The 16,206-nt window shown below is 66.9% G+C and carries 14 protein-coding genes and 2 pseudogenes; 9 read left to right on the forward strand and 7 right to left on the reverse strand.

Features of this window, described 5'->3' with window-relative positions:
• From WAZ62_RS02865 to kdpF, 5 genes and pseudogenes are all read right to left on the reverse strand, one after another.
• Positions 1-814, reverse strand: a pseudogene (locus WAZ62_RS02865) (two-component sensor histidine kinase); the annotation flags it as partial.
• 22 nt (positions 815-836) lie between these two features.
• Positions 837-1,409, reverse strand: coding sequence for a potassium-transporting ATPase subunit KdpC (kdpC, locus tag WAZ62_RS02870; protein ID WP_422642025.1), 573 nt, complete (start codon positions 1,407-1,409; stop codon positions 837-839).
• Positions 1,410-1,427: 18 nt separating this feature from the next.
• A complete protein-coding gene (kdpB, locus tag WAZ62_RS02875) occupies positions 1,428-3,467 on the reverse strand; it encodes a potassium-transporting ATPase subunit KdpB (protein WP_422642026.1) in 2,040 nt (679 codons plus the stop codon).
• Positions 3,468-3,475: 8 nt separating this feature from the next.
• Positions 3,476-5,179, reverse strand: a complete 1,704-nt coding sequence (kdpA, locus tag WAZ62_RS02880; RefSeq protein WP_422642027.1) for a potassium-transporting ATPase subunit KdpA — start codon at positions 5,177-5,179, stop codon at positions 3,476-3,478.
• A 1-nt stretch (position 5,180) separates the two neighbouring features.
• Positions 5,181-5,270, reverse strand: coding sequence for a K(+)-transporting ATPase subunit F (gene kdpF / locus WAZ62_RS02885; protein WP_422642028.1), 90 nt, complete (start codon positions 5,268-5,270; stop codon positions 5,181-5,183).
• Positions 5,271-5,460: 190 nt separating this feature from the next.
• On the opposite strand from kdpF, the gene ruvX reads away from it, so the two are divergent.
• The 7 genes from ruvX to WAZ62_RS02920 all read left to right on the forward strand — a co-directional run bounded on the left by ruvX (position 5,461) and on the right by WAZ62_RS02920 (position 10,615).
• The gene (gene ruvX, locus WAZ62_RS02890) at positions 5,461-5,937 is read left to right on the forward strand and encodes a Holliday junction resolvase RuvX (RefSeq protein ID WP_422642029.1); all 477 of its coding nucleotides are present in this window, start codon (positions 5,461-5,463) and stop codon (positions 5,935-5,937) included.
• Positions 5,938-6,070: 133 nt separating this feature from the next.
• Entirely contained in the window at positions 6,071-6,613 is a 543-nt protein-coding gene (locus WAZ62_RS02895) for a hypothetical protein (RefSeq protein ID WP_422642030.1), read from the forward strand.
• A 78-nt stretch (positions 6,614-6,691) separates the two neighbouring features.
• Entirely contained in the window at positions 6,692-7,654 is a 963-nt protein-coding gene (locus WAZ62_RS02900; RefSeq protein ID WP_422642031.1) for an aspartate carbamoyltransferase catalytic subunit, read from the forward strand.
• A complete protein-coding gene (pyrC, locus tag WAZ62_RS02905; RefSeq protein ID WP_422642032.1) occupies positions 7,651-8,979 on the forward strand; it encodes a dihydroorotase in 1,329 nt (442 codons plus the stop codon). The genes WAZ62_RS02900 and pyrC overlap by 4 nt, the downstream gene beginning before the upstream one ends.
• Before the next feature lie 19 nt (positions 8,980-8,998).
• Positions 8,999-9,622, forward strand: a complete 624-nt coding sequence (gene plsY, locus WAZ62_RS02910; protein WP_422642033.1) for a glycerol-3-phosphate 1-O-acyltransferase PlsY — start codon at positions 8,999-9,001, stop codon at positions 9,620-9,622.
• Positions 9,623-9,695: 73 nt separating this feature from the next.
• Positions 9,696-10,271 (forward strand): TetR/AcrR family transcriptional regulator, encoded by a 576-nt coding sequence (locus tag WAZ62_RS02915; protein WP_422642034.1) that lies wholly within the window; start codon positions 9,696-9,698, stop codon positions 10,269-10,271.
• Positions 10,271-10,615 carry a DMT family transporter gene (locus WAZ62_RS02920; RefSeq protein ID WP_422642035.1) on the forward strand — a complete coding sequence of 115 codons (345 nt, stop codon included), beginning with the start codon at positions 10,271-10,273 and terminating at the stop codon, positions 10,613-10,615. The genes WAZ62_RS02915 and WAZ62_RS02920 overlap by 1 nt, the downstream gene beginning before the upstream one ends.
• A gap of 15 nt (positions 10,616-10,630) precedes the next feature.
• On the opposite strand, the gene WAZ62_RS02925 is transcribed toward WAZ62_RS02920, so the two are convergent.
• Both WAZ62_RS02925 and secA read right to left on the reverse strand, forming a co-directional pair.
• The gene (locus WAZ62_RS02925; RefSeq protein ID WP_422642036.1) at positions 10,631-11,095 is read right to left on the reverse strand and encodes a hypothetical protein; all 465 of its coding nucleotides are present in this window, start codon (positions 11,093-11,095) and stop codon (positions 10,631-10,633) included.
• Positions 11,096-11,181: 86 nt separating this feature from the next.
• Positions 11,182-13,881, reverse strand: a complete 2,700-nt coding sequence (secA, locus tag WAZ62_RS02930) for a preprotein translocase subunit SecA (RefSeq protein ID WP_422642037.1) — start codon at positions 13,879-13,881, stop codon at positions 11,182-11,184.
• 291 nt (positions 13,882-14,172) lie between these two features.
• Here secA and WAZ62_RS02935 point away from each other — a divergent pair, with 291 nt between their 5' ends.
• Positions 14,173-15,165, forward strand: coding sequence for an alpha/beta fold hydrolase (locus WAZ62_RS02935; protein ID WP_422642038.1), 993 nt, complete (start codon positions 14,173-14,175; stop codon positions 15,163-15,165).
• A 189-nt stretch (positions 15,166-15,354) separates the two neighbouring features.
• A pseudogene (locus WAZ62_RS02940) lies at positions 15,355-16,206 on the forward strand (hypothetical protein); the annotation flags it as partial.

Here is a 16,206-nt window from a genome sequence, read left to right on the forward strand (position 1 = left end):
GGCTGGCCGCGCGGACGAGGCGCGGCGCCGACGGCCCCGGCCCGACGCAGACCAGCAAGCGCTCCCCCACCGGCCAGGGGCCGGCGATGGCATGGGCGCGCATGTATTGAACGACCTGGTCGTCCACCCTCGCCGCCGCCTGGCGCAGGGCCAGTTCGCGCAGCGCGGTCAGATTCCCGGGCGAGAAGAAATGGCGCAGCGCCCGGCTGGCCTGATCGCCGAGATAGACCTTGCCCTCGCGCAGGCGCTTGATCAGGTCCTCGGGCGTGAGATCCACGAGCTCGATCTGGTCCGCGGTCTCCAGCACGCTGTCGGGCAGGGTTTCGCGCACCCTGATCCTCGTGATCTGGGCGATCACATCGTTCAGGCTCTCGAGATGCTGGATGTTCAGCGTCGTATAGACATCGATGCCGGCGTCGAGCAGTTCGGCGACATCCTGGTAACGCTTGGGATGGCGACTGCCGGGGGCATTGGTATGGGCCAGTTCGTCGACGAGGACGAGGCGCGGCTGGCGGGCCAGCACCGCGTCGAGATCCATTTCCTCGAGCTGGCGGCCACGATAGTCGATCTCGCGCCGGGGCAGAACCTCGAGATCGGAGACCATGGCCAGGGTCTCGCGCCGGCCATGGGTCTCGACCACGCCGATGACGACATCCACCCCTTCGCGCCGGCGGGCCTGGCCGGCTTCGAGCATCGTATAGGTTTTCCCGACGCCGGGGGCGGCGCCGAGAAAGACCTTCAGTTTGCCGCGCCGCTCGGCCGCCGCCTCCGCGAGGAGGGCTTCCGGGGCCGGGCGGCCGTCATCGTCCTGCACGTGCGCTGTCGCTTCCTGCCGGTCAGATCGCCAGCTTATCAAGCGCGAGGTTGAGAAGCAGCACATTCACGCGCGGCTCGCCGAGGGCGCCGAGCTGGCGCCCCTCGACATGGGCCTCGACCAGCGCGCGCACCTGCGCGGGGTCGAGCCCCCTCGCCTTCGCCACGCGATCGACCTGCAGATAGGCGCTCGCGGGCGAGACATGGGGATCGAGGCCGCTGCCCGAAGTCGTGACCATGTCGACCGGCAGGCGGTCGGCGCCGGTCTCGGCCCGGGCGGTGTCGACGCCCTGCTTCACCCGGTCGATCAGCGGCTTCGAGGTCGGCCCGAGGTTGGAGCCGGACGAGGCGCCGGCATCATAACCCGCGCTGCCCGCGGCGGACGGACGGCCATGGAAATACCGCGGCCCGGTGAAGCCCTGACCGATCAGGCTGGAGCCGATGACGGTGCCCGTCTTGTCGGTCAGCAGGCTACCGTGGGCATTGCTCGGGAAGGCGCCTTCGGCGATGCCGGTCACGAGGGCGGGATAGAGCACGCCGGTGATCGCGGTGAAGGCGACGACGAGGACGAGAGCGGGACGAATGAGCGAGAGCATGTTGATACCTCCTCCGCCTCAGGCAAGCCCGAGAGCGGCGACGAGAAGATCGATCACCTTGATGCCGGCGAAGGGCAGCAGGACGCCGCCGAGGCCGTAAATCGCGAGGTTCCGGCGCAGCAGGGAGGCGGCGCCGACCGCGCGATAGCGCACGCCCCGAAGGGCCAGCGGAATCAGGGCGATGATGATCAGGGCATTGAAGATGATGGCCGACAGCACGGCGCTTTCGGGCGTCGCCAGGTTCATGACATTGAGGGCGCCGAGCTGCGGATAGGTGGCGGCGAACATCGCCGGGATGATCGCGAAATATTTGGCGACGTCATTGGCGATGGAGAAGGTGGTGAGGCTGCCGCGGGTCATCAGCATCTGTTTGCCGATGCCGACGATCTCGATCAGCTTCGTGGGATCGCTGTCGAGGTCGACCATGTTGCCGGCCTCGCGCGCGGCCTGGGTGCCGGTGTTCATGGCGACGCCGACATCGGCCTGGGCGAGGGCCGGGGCGTCGTTGGTGCCGTCGCCGCACATGGCGACCAGCCGCCCCTCGCCCTGTTCCTTGCGGATGAGGGCCAGCTTGTTCTCAGGGCTCGCCTCGGCCAGGAAATCGTCGACCCCGGCTTCGGCCGCGATCGCCGCCGCGGTCAGCGGGTTGTCGCCGGTGATCATCACCGTGCGGATGCCCATGGCGCGGAGTTCCGCGAAACGCTCGCGGATACCGCCCTTGACCACATCCTTCAGGTAGACGACGCCGAGCAGCCTGCCGTTGCGGGCAACGCCCAGCGGCGTGCCGCCGGCCCGGGCGATACGCTCGACCGCCTCGGTCCATTCCTTCGGCACGGGCGCGTTGCCGACCAGCTTCAGGATGGCCTCGACCGCGCCCTTGCGGATCGAAACATCGCCGTGATCGACGCCGCTCATACGGGTCTGGGCGGTGAAGGGCACGAAACGGGCGTTCAGCTCGCCCATCTCATGGGCGCGGATGCCGTATTTCTCCTTGGCGAGGACGACGATGGAGCGGCCTTCCGGCGTCTCGTCGCGCAAGGAGGCGAGCTGGGCCGCCCCAGCGAGGTCGTAGAGGTCGACGCCGGGCATGGCGACGAATTCGCTCGCCACCCGGTTGCCGAGGGTGATGGTGCCCGTCTTGTCGAGGAGGAGCGTGTCGACGTCGCCCGCCGCCTCCACCGCCCGGCCCGAGGTGGCGAGGACGTTGAAGCGGATCAGCCGGTCCATGCCGGCGATGCCGATCGCCGACAGAAGCCCGCCGATGGTGGTCGGGATCAGGGTGATGAACAGCGCGGCGAGAAGCACGACCGGGATCGAGCCGCCGGCATAGATCGCGAAGGGCTGGATCGTCACCGTCGCGAAGATGAAGATGAGGGTCAGGCCCGAAAGCAGGATCGAAAGCGCGATCTCGTTCGGCGTCTTCTGCCGCTTGGCGCCTTCGACGAGGGCGATCATGCGGTCGAGAAAGGTGCTGCCGGCGGCGGCGGTGATGCGCACCTTGATCTGGTCCGACAGGACACGGGTGCCGCCGGTGACGGCCGACCGGTCGCCGCCGGATTCGCGGATCACCGGGGCGGATTCGCCGGTGATCGCGCTTTCATCGACCGAGGCGATGCCTTCGATCACCTCGCCGTCAGAGGGGATGACGTCGCCCATCTCGACCAGGACGACATCGCCGGTGCGCAGCTTCGTGCCCGGCACCGCCTCGACATGGCCGCCCTCGCCGATGCGCTTGGCGATGGTCTCGGACCTACTCTTGCGCAAGGACGCGGCCTGGGCCTTGCCCCGGCCTTCCGCCACCGCTTCGGCGAAATTGGCGAAGAGCACGGTGAACCAGAGCCAGGCGGCGATCTGGCCGGAGAAGCCGGCATTGCCGCCCCCCAGCAGATCGCGGACGAAGATCACCGTGACGAGGACCGAGACGACCTCGACGACGAAGATCACCGGGTTGCGGATCAGGCTGCGCGGGTCGAGCTTGACCAGGGCATCGATCAGAGCCCGGCCGAGGATCGGGCCATCCAGCATCGGACGGCTGCGGGTTTCATGGGTGATGGACATGGTTGACCTCAGAACATCTGGCCGGCGGCGAGGGCGAAATGCTCGACCACGGGCCCGAGGGCCAGGGCCGGCATGAATTCGAGCCCGCCGACGATCAGCACGGTGCCGATCAGCAGACCGACGAACAGGGGCGTATGGGTCGGGAAGGACCCGGCCGAAGGCGGCAGGCGCTTCTTGGCGGCAAGACCACCGGCGACACCCAGCATCGGCACGATCATCAGGAAGCGGCCGATCAGCATGGCGATGCCGATGGTCACATTGTAGAAGGGCGTGTTGGCCGACAGGCCGGCGAAGGCGCTGCCGTTGTTCGCCGCGCCCGACGTATAGGCGTAGAGCACTTCCGAGAAGCCGTGCGGCCCCGCGTTGGCCAGGCTCTTCAGCGCATCCGGCCAGAGCATGGCGAGGGCGGTGAAGCCGAGCATGGCGAGCGGCAGCACGAGCAGGGCGAGGAAGGTCAGGCGCACCTCGCGGCTTTCGATCTTCTTGCCGAGATATTCGGGCGTCCGCCCGACCATCTGGCCGGCGATGAAGACCGCGAGCACGACGAAGAGCAACATGCCGTAAAGCCCGGCGCCGACACCGCCGACGACGATCTCGCCCAATTGCATGTTGATGAGGGGGATGAGCCCGCCCAGCGGCATGAAGCTGGAATGCATCGAGTTCACCGCGCCGCAGGACGCCGCCGTGGTGATGGTGGCGAAGAGCGCGGAATTGGCGATGCCGAAGCGGACCTCCTTGCCCTCCATGTTGCCGCCGTCGACGCCGAGGGCCTGCATCAGCGGATTGCCGCCCGCTTCCGCGCCATAGGCGATGAAGACGCCGGCAAGGAAGATCACGCCCATGGCGGCCATGATGGCCCAGCCCTGGCGCTCGTCCTTCACCATGCGGCCGAAGGTATTGGTGAGACCGGCGCCGATGATGAAGATCGCCGCCATCTGCAGGAAATTGGAGAGCGGGGTCGGGTTCTCGTAGGGATGGGCGGCATTGGCGTTGAAGAAACCGCCGCCATTGGTGCCCAGCATCTTGATCGCGACCTGCGAGGCGACGGGCCCCTGCGCGATCGTCTGCTGCGTGCCCTCGAGGGTGGTCGCGGTCACGTAAGGATCGAGGTTTTGCGGCATGCCCTGCCAGACGAGAACCACCGCCAGCACGAGCGACAGCGGCAGCAGGACATAGAGAATGCAGCGGGTCAGATCGACCCAGAAGCAGCCGAGGCTGCCCGCGCCCGCCCGCGAGAAGGCGCGGATGAAGGCCAGCGCGAGGGCGATGCCGGTGGCGGCCGAGGTGAAATTATGGACCGCGAGGCCGACCATCTGGCTGAAATAGCTCATGGTGGTCTCGCCGCCATAAGCCTGCCAGTTGGTGTTGGTGGTGAAGCTGATCGCCGTGTTGAAGGCGAGATCGGCCGGCACCGCCGGCAGGTTCTGCGGGTTCAGCGGCAGCACGTCCTGGAAGCGCAGCACGACATAGGTGATCAGCAGGCCGAGCAGGTTGAACAGCAGCATGGAGAGGGCATAGACCACCCAATGCTGTTCGGCTTTCGCATCGATGCCCGCCGCGCGGTAGAGCACGCGCTCCACAGGGGCGAGTACGGGGGAGAGAAACACCTTCTCGCCCGCGAACAGGCGGGCCATGTAGCCGCCCATCGGCCGGACGAGAAGAAGGACGACCGCGCAGAAAAGCGCGATCTGGAAAAGACCGTTCTGAGTCATGTCAGAATCTTTCGGGCCTGAGCAGCGCGACGACGAGATAGACCAGCAGGAAAGCGGCGACGGCGCCGCCCAGTGCATATTCCACGCTCATGATGACCTCCCTACAGACGGTCGCAGCCCGCGGCATAGGCGCCGGCTGCGACGAAGAAGGCGATCACGGTGGCGACGAGGATGAAATCCATGGGAAAGCTCCGGATCAGGGAGCGCCAGTGTGTGCCCATCGACCTAAAAGCTCCCTATGAGAATGGTGCCACCCGGCCGGGATCTGTATAAGGACGGCCATGCCCATTCTCGACAATGGCGGCTTCGAGGCCGCGCTTCCCGCCTCCGCCCGCCTGTTGGGCGTCGACCTCGGCACCAAGACCATCGGCCTTGCCCTGTCCGACACCTCGCGCACGGTGGCGAGCCCGCTGGAGACCATCCGCCGGGTGAAATTCTCGATCGATGTCGAGCGCTTCTTCGCCCTGATGGACGAACACGATATCGCGGGCGTCGTCCTCGGCCTGCCCATGAACATGGACGGCAGCAGCGGCCCCCGGGTCCAGGCGACGCGCGCCTTCGCCAGCGAAGTCCTGAAACGCCGGGACCTCAGCCTCACCTATTGGGACGAGCGCCTGTCGACCGCCGCCGTGACGCGCATGATGATCGACGCCGACATGACCCGCGCCCGCCGGGCCGAACTCGTCGACAAGCTGGCCGCGACCTACATCCTGCAGGGTTACCTCGACGCCGCCTCGAACTGGCGGCGCGGCGGGTAACTCGAGGCCGGCGCCTTCCCAACCTCACGCGGCATGTGGGGCAAAACTGCGCCCCCAGCCTGCGGCGAACCCGCATGTTGCACGGCCCTGCACCGCGAACTACCATCGCGAGAATCCAAGCGAAGGTGCGATAATGAAGAAGCTGCTGATGGTTGTCGCTCTCGGTCTGGCCGGTTGCTCGACCCAGACGCCCAGCGTCTATTCGAATTATGCTGACAACACGATCGCCATTCGCACGATCGAGCCGGCCAAGGTCCAGATGACCACCATCGACGATCTGAGTCAGTTCGACGAAAACTGCCGGATGGTGGGCCCCATCAAGGTTTCCGGCGGCCGTACACTGGCCAGCTTCATCCGGGATTCCTTCAACGACGAACTCAAGTTCGCCGGCGCCTTCGCCACGGACGGCAAGGGCGTGGAACTGAATGCGAAACTCTCCAAGGCGGCGTTTTCTTCGTCGGAAGGCCTGGTGGGCGGCTGGTGGGATATTGCCTGGACGGTGCTGAACCCCGCCAACGGCAAGTCGCTGTCGGCGGCGTCGAAGTATGAATTCAGCACCAATTTCGTCGGCGAGATCGCCTGCAAGAATGTCGCCGAAGCTCTGGTTCCCGCCGTGCAGCAGTTGATCAACAAGACGGTGACCTCGCCCGAGTTCAAGACGCTGCTCGCCCGCTGACGGGCGCGCGGCGGCACTTGGCAAGAAAGCCCCGCCACCCTTGCGGGCGGGGCGCCCCCAACGTATAGAACGGGGCTTATGAGCGACTCTGCCGAAGCGGTCTTCCCGCACCGACATCTTCTCGGGATCGAGGGGATGTATCCCCCTGCCATCACCTATCTGCTCGACCTCGCCGATGGCTATGTCGAACAGAACCGCGCCATCGACAAGAAGAAGTCGACGCTGCGGGGCAGGACCCAGGTGAACCTGTTCTTCGAGGCCTCGACCCGGACCTCGACCTCCTTCGAGCTGGCGGGCAAGCGGCTCGGCGCCGATGTCATCAACATGGCGGTCGCCCGCTCCTCGGTATCGAAGGGCGAGACGCTGATCGACACGGCGATGACGCTGAACGCCATGCATCCGGATGTCCTCGTCGTCCGCCACCAGGATTCGGGCGCGGTCCAGCTGCTGTCCCAGAAGGTCAGCTGCGCCGTGATCAACGCCGGCGACGGCGCCCACGAGCATCCGACCCAGGCCCTGCTGGATGCCCTGACCATCCGCCGCCGCCGCGGCCGGCTGGACGGCCAGGTGGTCGCGATCTGTGGCGATATCCTGCACTCCCGCGTCGCCCGCTCGAACATCCATCTCCTGAACACCATGGGCGCGCAGGTCCGGGTGATCGGCCCGCCCACCCTGCTGCCGAAGGCGATCGAGGAATTGGGCGTCGAGGTCCATCACGACATGCGCAAGGGTCTGCGCGGCGTCGACATCGTCATGATGCTGCGCCTGCAGATGGAGCGGATGCAGGGCGCCTATGTCCCGTCGTTGCGGGAATATTTCCAGCTCTACGGTCTCGACCAGGAAAAGCTGGCCCTCGCCAAGCCCGACGCGCTGATCATGCATCCCGGCCCGATGAATCGCGGCGTCGAGATCGACAGTCTGGTCGCCGACGACATCAACCGCTCGGTCATTCGCGAACAGGTCGAGATGGGCGTCGCCGTCCGCATGGCCTGCCTCGATGCCCTGACCCGTCACCTTCCCAACATCGGAGCGGCATCGTGAAGCGACCCGCCAATCCCGGCGCCGAAAAGGGCAAGCTGGTCGCCTATCTGAACGCCCGCCTGCTCGATCCCGCCTCGGGTCTCGACACGATGGGCGCCCTGCTGACGACCGGCGACCAGATCGCCGACCTCGGGCCGAAGCTCTTCGCGGGCGGCGTGCCGTCCGGGGTCGAGATCGTCGATTGCGGCGGCCATTGCCTCGCCCCCGGCCTCATCGACATGCATGCCTTCGTCGGCGAGCCCGGCGCGGAGCACAAGGAAAGTTTCGCCTCGGCCAGCGCGGCGGCGGCGGCGGGCGGCATAACGACGCTGATCTGCCTGCCCAACACCGATCCCGCCATCGACGAGCCCGCCATCGTCGAATATGTCGAGCGCCGCGCGCGCGAGAACAGCCTTGTCCGCGTCCAGCCCATGGCCTCGATCACCAAGGGCCTCGCCGGCGCCGAAATGTCGGAAATGGGCCTGCTGATCGAGGCGGGCGCCGTCGCTTTCACCGATGGCGACCGGGCGGTCGCCTCGGCCCGGGTGATGCGCCGCGCCCTGTCCTATTCCACCCTGTTCGGCAAGCTGGTGATCCAGCACGCCGAGGACCCGTCCCTGTCCAAGGACGGCGCGATGAACGAGGGCGACGTCTCGACCCGCCTTGGCCTTGCCGGCATTCCGGTCGCCGCCGAGGCCCTGGTGGTGGAGCGGGATGTCCGCCTCGTCGCCATGACCGGCGCGCGCTACCATGTCGCGCTGGTCAGCGCGGGCGACACGCTCGATGTCGTGCGCGGGGCGAAGGCCAAGGGCCTGCAGGTCTCCTGCGGCACCGCGCCCCATTATTTCGCCCTGAACGAGAACGCGGTGAACGACTACCGCACCTTCGCCAAGGTCTCGCCGCCCCTGCGGAGCGAGGACGACCGCCAGGCGGTGATCGCCGGCATCAAGGACGGCACGATCGACGTGATCGTCTCCGCCCATATGCCGCAGGATGTCGAATCGAAGCGCCTGCCCTTCGGCCAGGCCGCCTTCGGCGCGGCGGGGCTGGAGACCATGCTGGCGGTCTCGCTCATCCTGCATCACGACCATGGCCTGTCGCTGAACGAGATCCTCTACAAGATGACGGCGGCACCGGCGAAATTGCTCGGCCTTGGCTCGCGCGGGGCGCTGCGGGCCGGGGCCAAGGCCGATCTGATGCTGTTCGATCCCGAAAAGCCCTGGCGGGTCAGTGTCGACAAGCTGCGCGGCAAATCGAAGAATACGCCTTACGAAGGCCTGCCGCTGACCGGCAAGGTGCTGATGACGGTCGTCGACGGGCTGAAGGTTTTCGACGCCACGCTTTAACCGGGGATACGGCATCGCCATGGAAGACCTCGCCACCGCCGCGGCCCTCGCCATCGGCCTTGTCGCCCTCGGCGGCTATCTGCTCGGCTCGATCCCCTTCGGTCTCGTGCTGACGCGGCTGGCGGGCTATGGCGATATCCGTGCGATCGGCTCGGGCAATATCGGCGCGACCAATGTCCTGCGCACCGGCAACAAGCCCCTCGCCCTCGCCGCCCTGCTGCTCGACAGCGGCAAGGGCGCGGTCGCCGTCCTGATCGCCGTCGCCCTGTTCGAGACACCGATGATGGGCGTGATCGCGGGCGGCGCCGCCTTCCTCGGCCATTGCTTCCCGGTCTGGCTGCGCTTCAAGGGCGGCAAGGGTGTCGCCACCTTCCTCGGCACCATGATCGCCGCCGCCTGGCCTGTCGGCCTCGCCTGCTGCGCGACCTGGGCGGTGACGGCGGCGATCACCCGCACCTCCTCCCTCTCTTCCCTCGCCGCGGCGGCGCTCGGCCCGGTCTATGCCCTGTTTCTGGCCGATCAACCGCGGGCGGGCCTCGCCCTGTTCTGCGCCGTGCTGATCTTCATCCGCCACAAGGACAATATCGCCCGCATCCTGGCCGGGACCGAGCCGAAGATCGGCGCCAGCAAGAAGAAGGGCTGAGCCTTCCCGGCCGGGGATGACCGGCCCGTCTTTTCGCCCGCTGGACACGATACCGTCCAGCCGGTATGTTTTGATGATGACCGAAGCCCATCGCCGCAAGAAGCAGCCGATCGAGTTGCGCCAGCATCTGCTGGACGCCGCCGCCGCCCTGTCGGTGCGGGCGGGGGTCGGCAACCTGCGGCTCGACGCGGTGGCGGGGGCTGCCGGCGTGTCCAAGGGCGGGCTGCTGCACCATTTCCCCAGCCGGCAGGCCCTGCTGGAAGCCCTGTGCGAGGAATGCCTGAGCCGCTTCGACCGGCGGATCGAGGCGGAACTCGCCGCCGATCCGGTGGCGCCCGGGCGGTTTTCCCGCGCCTATCTGGCGGTGATGACCGGGGTCGAGGTGACGGAGCAGGAGCGGGCCTGGGGCCTGTTATCGGTCGTTCTCTTCGCCGAGCCGGAATTTCGCGACCGCTGGAGCCGCTGGCTGGCGGCGCATCTGGCCCGCCATGCGGAGACGGATCAGGCGCCGATCCTCGATATCGTTCGCCTCGCGGCCGATGGCCTGTGGCTGGCCGACATGTCGGGCGAAAACACCGATCCGGCGCGCCGGAGCGCCATCGTCACGCAATTGCGTATCCTGACCCTGAACGGCCGGGAGGCCCCGTGATGACCCCTCTGTACCAGGCTTACGCCTTCCTCTGCGCGGCCATCGTCTGCGAATTGTCGGGCACCAGCTTCCTGCAGGCATCGCAGCAATTCACCCGGCCGCTACAGACCGGGCTGATGGCGATCAGCTACCTGGTGTCCTTCTACCTGATGTCGCACGCCCTGAAGGTGGTCCCGGTCAGCATTGCCTATGCCATCTGGTCCGGCCTCGGCATCGTGCTGATCACCATCATCGGCTATGTCGTCTTCAAGCAGAAGCTGGACCTGCCGGCGCTGATCGGGATCGGCATGATCGTCGCCGGCGTCATCGTCGTCACCGGCTTCTCGAACAGCGTCCAGCACTGACGGCGCGAAAGTCGCTCAGTTCTCGGCGCAGACGAAGCAGGTGACGCCGCTCGGCACGATGCGGGAATCGGGGCTGAGGTTGGCGCGGATCTGGCCGCCCGCCTCATAGGCGCCGTGATCGAAGATCGCCTCGAAGGCCTGTTCCTCCGAACGGCCCTCGGGGGTGACCAGCTTCAGGCGATAGTTCACCGTCGAGCACCGCTTGTCGGTCGAGGTGATCTCAACGAAATAGGCGATGTCGGCACCCACATTGTCGCGCCGCCGGCCGACATCGGTGACCTGGACCTGCGCGGTGCAAGCGCCCTGCGGGATGGCGCATTCGCAGGGGCGGTCCTCGGTGATGCTCTGGCTCGGCGCGGGCTTGGCGTCGGGATAGGTCGTCGCGGGGGCCTGGGGGATGAAGGGTTCTTCCGTCGGCGCCTGCTGGGCATGGGCGGGCACGACGAAGGCCAGCAGCGCAAGGGTCGGCAGGATACGCATTTCAGTCTCCACTGCGGGCGATCGGCCGCTGCATTGTGACCCCAGACCGGTCCCTTGCAAAGGGCCGGTCTGGAACGTCCAGGGGATCAGCCGGCGAGCGCACCGTGGCAATGCTTGAATTTCTTGCCCGAACCGCAGGGGCACAGGGCATTGCGCGACACCTTGCCCCAGTTGGCGGCCGGGATGCGCGCATTGCCGGGGATACCTTCCGGGTCGGGCATCGGCAGGGGCCGCGCCTCGTTCTCGCCGGTCAGCGGGTCGTCATGGACCGGGGACAGGTCGACCGGCTCCGGCGGCAGGGGCTCCGGCGGCTGTTCCACCCGGACCTCGACATGGGCGAGGATGCGGGTGACATCCTCGTTGATGCGATCGAGCATGGCCTCGTAGAGACCGAAGGCTTCCTGCTGATATTCGCGCAAAGGATCGCGCTGGCCATAGGCGCGCAGACCGATCGCCTGACGCAGGTAGTCGAGCTGGAGCAGATGCTCCTTCCAGCACTGGTCGAGAATCTGCAGCAACATGCTCTTCTCGATCATGCGCATGATCTCGGGGCCGAAACGCTCCTCCTTCGCCTTGAAGAAGGCGGCGACCTCGTGCTCGAGGCGGTGGCGGATCTCGTCCTCGGCGATCCCCTCTTCCGCCGCCCATTCGGGCACCGGCAGGTCGAGGGTGAAGATGCGCTCGATCTCGGCCTTGAGGCCCGGCGCGTTCCAGGCTTCGGAATAGGTCCCGGCCGGGATATGCGTGGCGACGAGATTGTTCACCGTATGCTCGCGCATCGACAGGGCGACGTCCGAGACATCATTGGTGTTCATGAATTCGCGGCGCTGGCCATAGATCGCCTTGCGCTGCTCGTTCATCACGTCGTCGTAGCGCAGCAGGTTCTTGCGGATGTCGAAGTTGCGCGCCTCGACCTTCTGCTGGGCCTTTTCCAGGGCCTTGTTCACCCAGGGATGAATGATCGCCTCGCCTTCCTTGAGGCCGAGACGCTGCAACATGCGGCTCAGATTGTCCGAGCCGAAGATGCGCATCAGGTCGTCTTCGAGGCTGAGGAAGAATTTAGAGGCGCCGGGATCGCCCTGGCGGCCGGCACGGCCACGCAGCTGGTTGTCGATGCGCCGGCTCTCGTGCCGTTCGGTGCCGATGATGTAGAGACCGCCGGCCGCGATGACGATTTCCTTGTCGCGGGCGTGCTTGGCCCGCATCTCGGCGATCAGCGCCTCGCGGTCGTCGCTCTCGGGCAGCTCGTCGATCAGCATCGACAGATTGCCGCCCATCTGGATGTCGGTGCCGCGACCGGCCATGTTGGTGGCGATGGTGACGGCACCCGGTTGACCCGCCTGGGCGACGATGCCGGCTTCCTGCGCGTGGAAACGCGCGTTCAGCACCCGGTGCGGAATATTCTTCTTCTTCAGATGCGCCGACAGAAGCTCGGACTTCTCGATCGAGACCGTGCCGACCAGCACGGGCTGCTGAAGTTTACGGCATTCCTCGATCAGGACGACGATCGCGTTGAACTTGTCCGTCATCGACAGATAGACCTCGTCGTCGAGGTCCTTGCGGATCACCGGCACGTTGGTCGGGATCTCGATCACTTCGAGCTTGTAGATCTCGCCGAATTCGGCCGCTTCGGTCGCCGCCGTGCCGGTCATGCCCGACAGTTTGGGATAGAGTCGGAAATAGTTCTGGAAGGTGATCGAGGCGAGGGTCTGGTTCTCGTTCTGGACGGTGACGTGTTCCTTGGCCTCCAGCGCCTGGTGCAGGCCCTCGGAATAGCGCCGGCCGGTCATCATGCGGCCGGTGAACTCGTCGATGATAATGACCTTGTCGTCCTTCACCACATAGTCGCGGTCGCGCCGGAACAGGACATGGGCGCGCAACGCCTGCTGCAGGTGATGGACGATGGTGACGTTTTCAGCGTCATAGAGGTTGCTGGTCTTCAGCATCCCGGCGTCGAGCAGCAGCTTCTCGAACTTCTCCTGGCCTTCCTCGGACAGGGAGACGGAGCGCTGCTTCTCGTCCTTCTCGTAGTCGGCCTCGACCAGCTGGGGCATCAGCGCGTCGATCCGGCGATAGAGGTCCGAATTATCCTCGGTCGGGCCGGAAATGATCAGCGGCGTGCGCGCCTCGTCGATCAGGATCGAGTCCACTTCGTCGACGATCGCGTAATGGAAGGGCCGCTGGACCAGATGATCCAGCCGGTACTTCATGTTGTCGCGCAAATAGTCGAAGCCGAATTCGTTGTTGGTGCCGTAGGTGATGTCGGCGGCGTAATTCTGGCGCCGTTCCTCGTCCGTCAGGTCATTGACGATGACGCCGGTGGTAAGGCCGAGGAAGCCGTAGACCTGGCCCATCTGGGTCGCGTCGCGCTTGGCCAGATAGTCGTTCACGGTGATGACGTGGACGCCCTTGCCCTCGAGCGCGTTCAAGTAAGCGGCGAGCGTCGCGACGAGGGTCTTGCCTTCGCCGGTGCGCATTTCGGCGATCTTGCCGGAATGCAGCACCATGCCGCCGATCAGTTGCACATCGAAATGGCGCTGGCCGAGGGTGCGTTTCGCGGCTTCGCGCACGGTGGCGAAAGCCTCGACCAGAAGGTCGTCCGTGGTCTCGCCGGCGGCGAGGCGCGCCTTGAATTTGTCGGTCTGCGCCCGCAAGTCCGCGTCCGACAGGGCCGAGATCTGCGGCTCCAGCGCATTGATGGCCGCGGTCCGGCTGCGCAGCTGCTTGACCATACGATCGTTGGCGCTGCCGAACAGCCGTTTGGCGAGCGAGCCGATGCCGAGCATGAAGCAACCTTCTTCTGCCGGTCAGCCCGGCGGGGGGCCTGACGGGCGCATGAGGTGACGCGGGGCTGCAGCCCCGCCCGAATTCCTGTCGCCGGGCCCCATTGGGCACCCGGGCGGGCATGGGACAGATAAGGCGCGGCTTTCCCGATGTCAACGTGGACCCCCGCCGCTTCTCGCCGCAGTTCGGCTTCGGCCCCGCCATCGTCCCCGGCGACAGCCTGCCCTTTGCCCCCGGCCGGCCCGGTGTTAGGGATGGTTTTCCCGCGAGGTCAATGGGTGCCGCCGTTGCGAATGCCGACAAGGTCGTATCCCTGCATTCGCGTGGTCTGCGCGCTGCTTGCCCTGCTGCTGGCCGGCTGCGGCGCGACGGTGACCGGCCTTGGCCCTCCGCTGGGTCCGGCCCGGCTGGAGGATGCCGCCAGCTTCACCGCCCAGGACGGGACCATGCTGCCCGTGATGCGCTGGCTGCCGCCGCCGGACGTTCCGCCGAAGGCCGTGGTCGTCGCCCTGCACGGCTTCAACGACTACGCCCATGCCTTCGCCCTGCCCGCCCCCTTCTGGGCCAGCCGGGGCATCGCCACCTATGCCTATGACCAGCGCGGCTTCGGCCGGAGCGCGACCGCCCGCCTGTGGCCCGGGGAGGATGCGCTGGTCGCCGACGCCGCAGCCATGATCCGCCTCGTCGCCCGGCGCCATCCCGGCGTGCCGCTTTATCTGCTGGGCGAGAGCATGGGCGGCGCCGTCGCCATGCGCGCCCTTGCCCGCGATGCCGCCCTGCCGGTCCGGGGCGTCGTCCTGCTCGCCCCCGCGGTCTGGCGGGCCGAGGATATCCCCTTCCCCGGGGAGATCCTGCTCGAGACCTTCGCCTTCCTGATGCCCTGGAACCCGATGACCCCGCCCGAGAGGCTGCGCATCATCCCGACCGACAATCGCGACGAGCTGGCGGCGATGGGCCGCGATCCCCTGATGATCAAGGGCACGCGGACGGATGCCGTGCTCGGCCTCGTCCGCCTGATGGAAGCGGCGGCGGCGACCGGGGTGCCGCGCGACCGGCCGGTCCTGCTGCTCTATGGCCTGCGGGACGAGGTGGTGCGATTGCCCTCGATGGCGCCGCTGGCCGCGCGGGGCCGCCGCGACAATCCGCGTTACCGCGAGGTCTGGTATGACCGTGGCTATCACCTGCTGCTGCGCGACCGCCAGGGGCCGAGGGTGTGGCGGGATATCGCGGCCTGGCTGATGAATCCCGCCGGCCCGTTGCCGGGCGATGCCCTCAATCGGCCATGATTCGGGACTATCCGGCGCAAATCCTGTTTGCGTCGAACCTCAACAGGCGCGAGCCTGTGTCGGTGGCGCCTGGGTCGATGAAACGGTACGGATGCAAGGATCCCGGGCCCGTGGCGCCGAGGGGCAGTGGTGATGTTCAAGGTAAAGACTGACGGAACGGTGAAGGGACGCCGGGCTTGGCTTTGGCCGATGCTCATCATTGCCGCCCTGGTCCCCTCCCTTCAGGCCTGTTCCAAGTCGCGCGTGGCGAAACCGACCAAGGGGGTCGTGACCACCGCCGTGGGTGTCCCGGCCCCGGTGATGACCGCGCTTGCCCCCGCGGGCCTTGGCGCCACCGTCGCCCACGCCCCGGGCGCGGCCGAACAGGCCGAGCAGGAAGAAACCGACGATGGATCGGAAGATGTTCTTTCGATCACGCCCGGTATCGCGGAAGGCGATGGCCCTGCCAATCCGGGTGCCCCCCCGGGCCTCAGCGGCGATCCCATGCCCTCCAGCGCGCGCATGGCCGCCCCCACCGCCGGCAGCGCCCAGAGCGTGCTCGAATCGATCGCCGACGCCGATGGCATGAAAGTCTTCTTCAGCACGAATTCGATTGACCGTGGCCTGCCCAGCCGGCGGGTGACGCTGGTCACGGCCGGCCAGGGCGAACGTGCCGCGATGATCGACGAGGCCTGCCGACAGGCTGGCCTGTCGTGCTTCTATGCCGCCGATTTCAATTCCCTGTCGGTCTATGATCCCCGGGAATTCCATGTCGCCGGGCCGGACATGACCGCCCTCGTCTACAACCGCCGCGATGGTTTCGAGGCGGCGGGAGCCTCCCGCCCCGCCCAGGCCGAGGACAGCCGCCCGGCCAAGCCGAAACCGGTCGCGACCAAACCTGGAAAACCGCAGAAGCCAGCCAAACCCGGCAAGCCGGCATCGGCCAGGCCCGGCAAACCAGCGGCGACGAAACCGGCCAAGCCGGCGAAGCCCGCCGCGACCAAGCCGAAACCGGCGAAGCCGGCGGCGACCAAACACGCAGCAGCCAGGAAGCCGCCCGCC

It is taken from the genome of Zavarzinia sp., from assembly GCF_049306435.1.
GTDB lineage: Bacteria > Pseudomonadota > Alphaproteobacteria > Zavarziniales > Zavarziniaceae > Zavarzinia.

Coding starts and splice junctions, on each gene's coding strand:
- WAZ62_RS02915 (WP_422642034.1), top strand. CDS start 9,696: ATGATGACCGAAGCCCATCGCCGCAAGAAGCAGCCGATCGAGTTGCGC.
- WAZ62_RS02900 (WP_422642031.1), top strand. CDS start 6,692: ATGAGCGACTCTGCCGAAGCGGTCTTCCCGCACCGACATCTTCTCGGG.
- WAZ62_RS02895 (WP_422642030.1), top strand. CDS start 6,071: ATGAAGAAGCTGCTGATGGTTGTCGCTCTCGGTCTGGCCGGTTGCTCG.
- ruvX (WP_422642029.1), top strand. CDS start 5,461: ATGCCCATTCTCGACAATGGCGGCTTCGAGGCCGCGCTTCCCGCCTCC.
- WAZ62_RS02925 (WP_422642036.1), bottom strand. CDS start 11,095: ATGCGTATCCTGCCGACCCTTGCGCTGCTGGCCTTCGTCGTGCCCGCC.
- kdpF (WP_422642028.1), bottom strand. CDS start 5,270: ATGAGCGTGGAATATGCACTGGGCGGCGCCGTCGCCGCTTTCCTGCTG.
- kdpA (WP_422642027.1), bottom strand. CDS start 5,179: ATGACTCAGAACGGTCTTTTCCAGATCGCGCTTTTCTGCGCGGTCGTC.
- kdpB (WP_422642026.1), bottom strand. CDS start 3,467: ATGTCCATCACCCATGAAACCCGCAGCCGTCCGATGCTGGATGGCCCG.
- WAZ62_RS02935 (WP_422642038.1), top strand. CDS start 14,173: ATGCCGACAAGGTCGTATCCCTGCATTCGCGTGGTCTGCGCGCTGCTT.
- WAZ62_RS02920 (WP_422642035.1), top strand. CDS start 10,271: ATGACCCCTCTGTACCAGGCTTACGCCTTCCTCTGCGCGGCCATCGTC.
- secA (WP_422642037.1), bottom strand. CDS start 13,881: ATGCTCGGCATCGGCTCGCTCGCCAAACGGCTGTTCGGCAGCGCCAAC.
- plsY (WP_422642033.1), top strand. CDS start 8,999: ATGGAAGACCTCGCCACCGCCGCGGCCCTCGCCATCGGCCTTGTCGCC.
- kdpC (WP_422642025.1), bottom strand. CDS start 1,409: ATGCTCTCGCTCATTCGTCCCGCTCTCGTCCTCGTCGTCGCCTTCACC.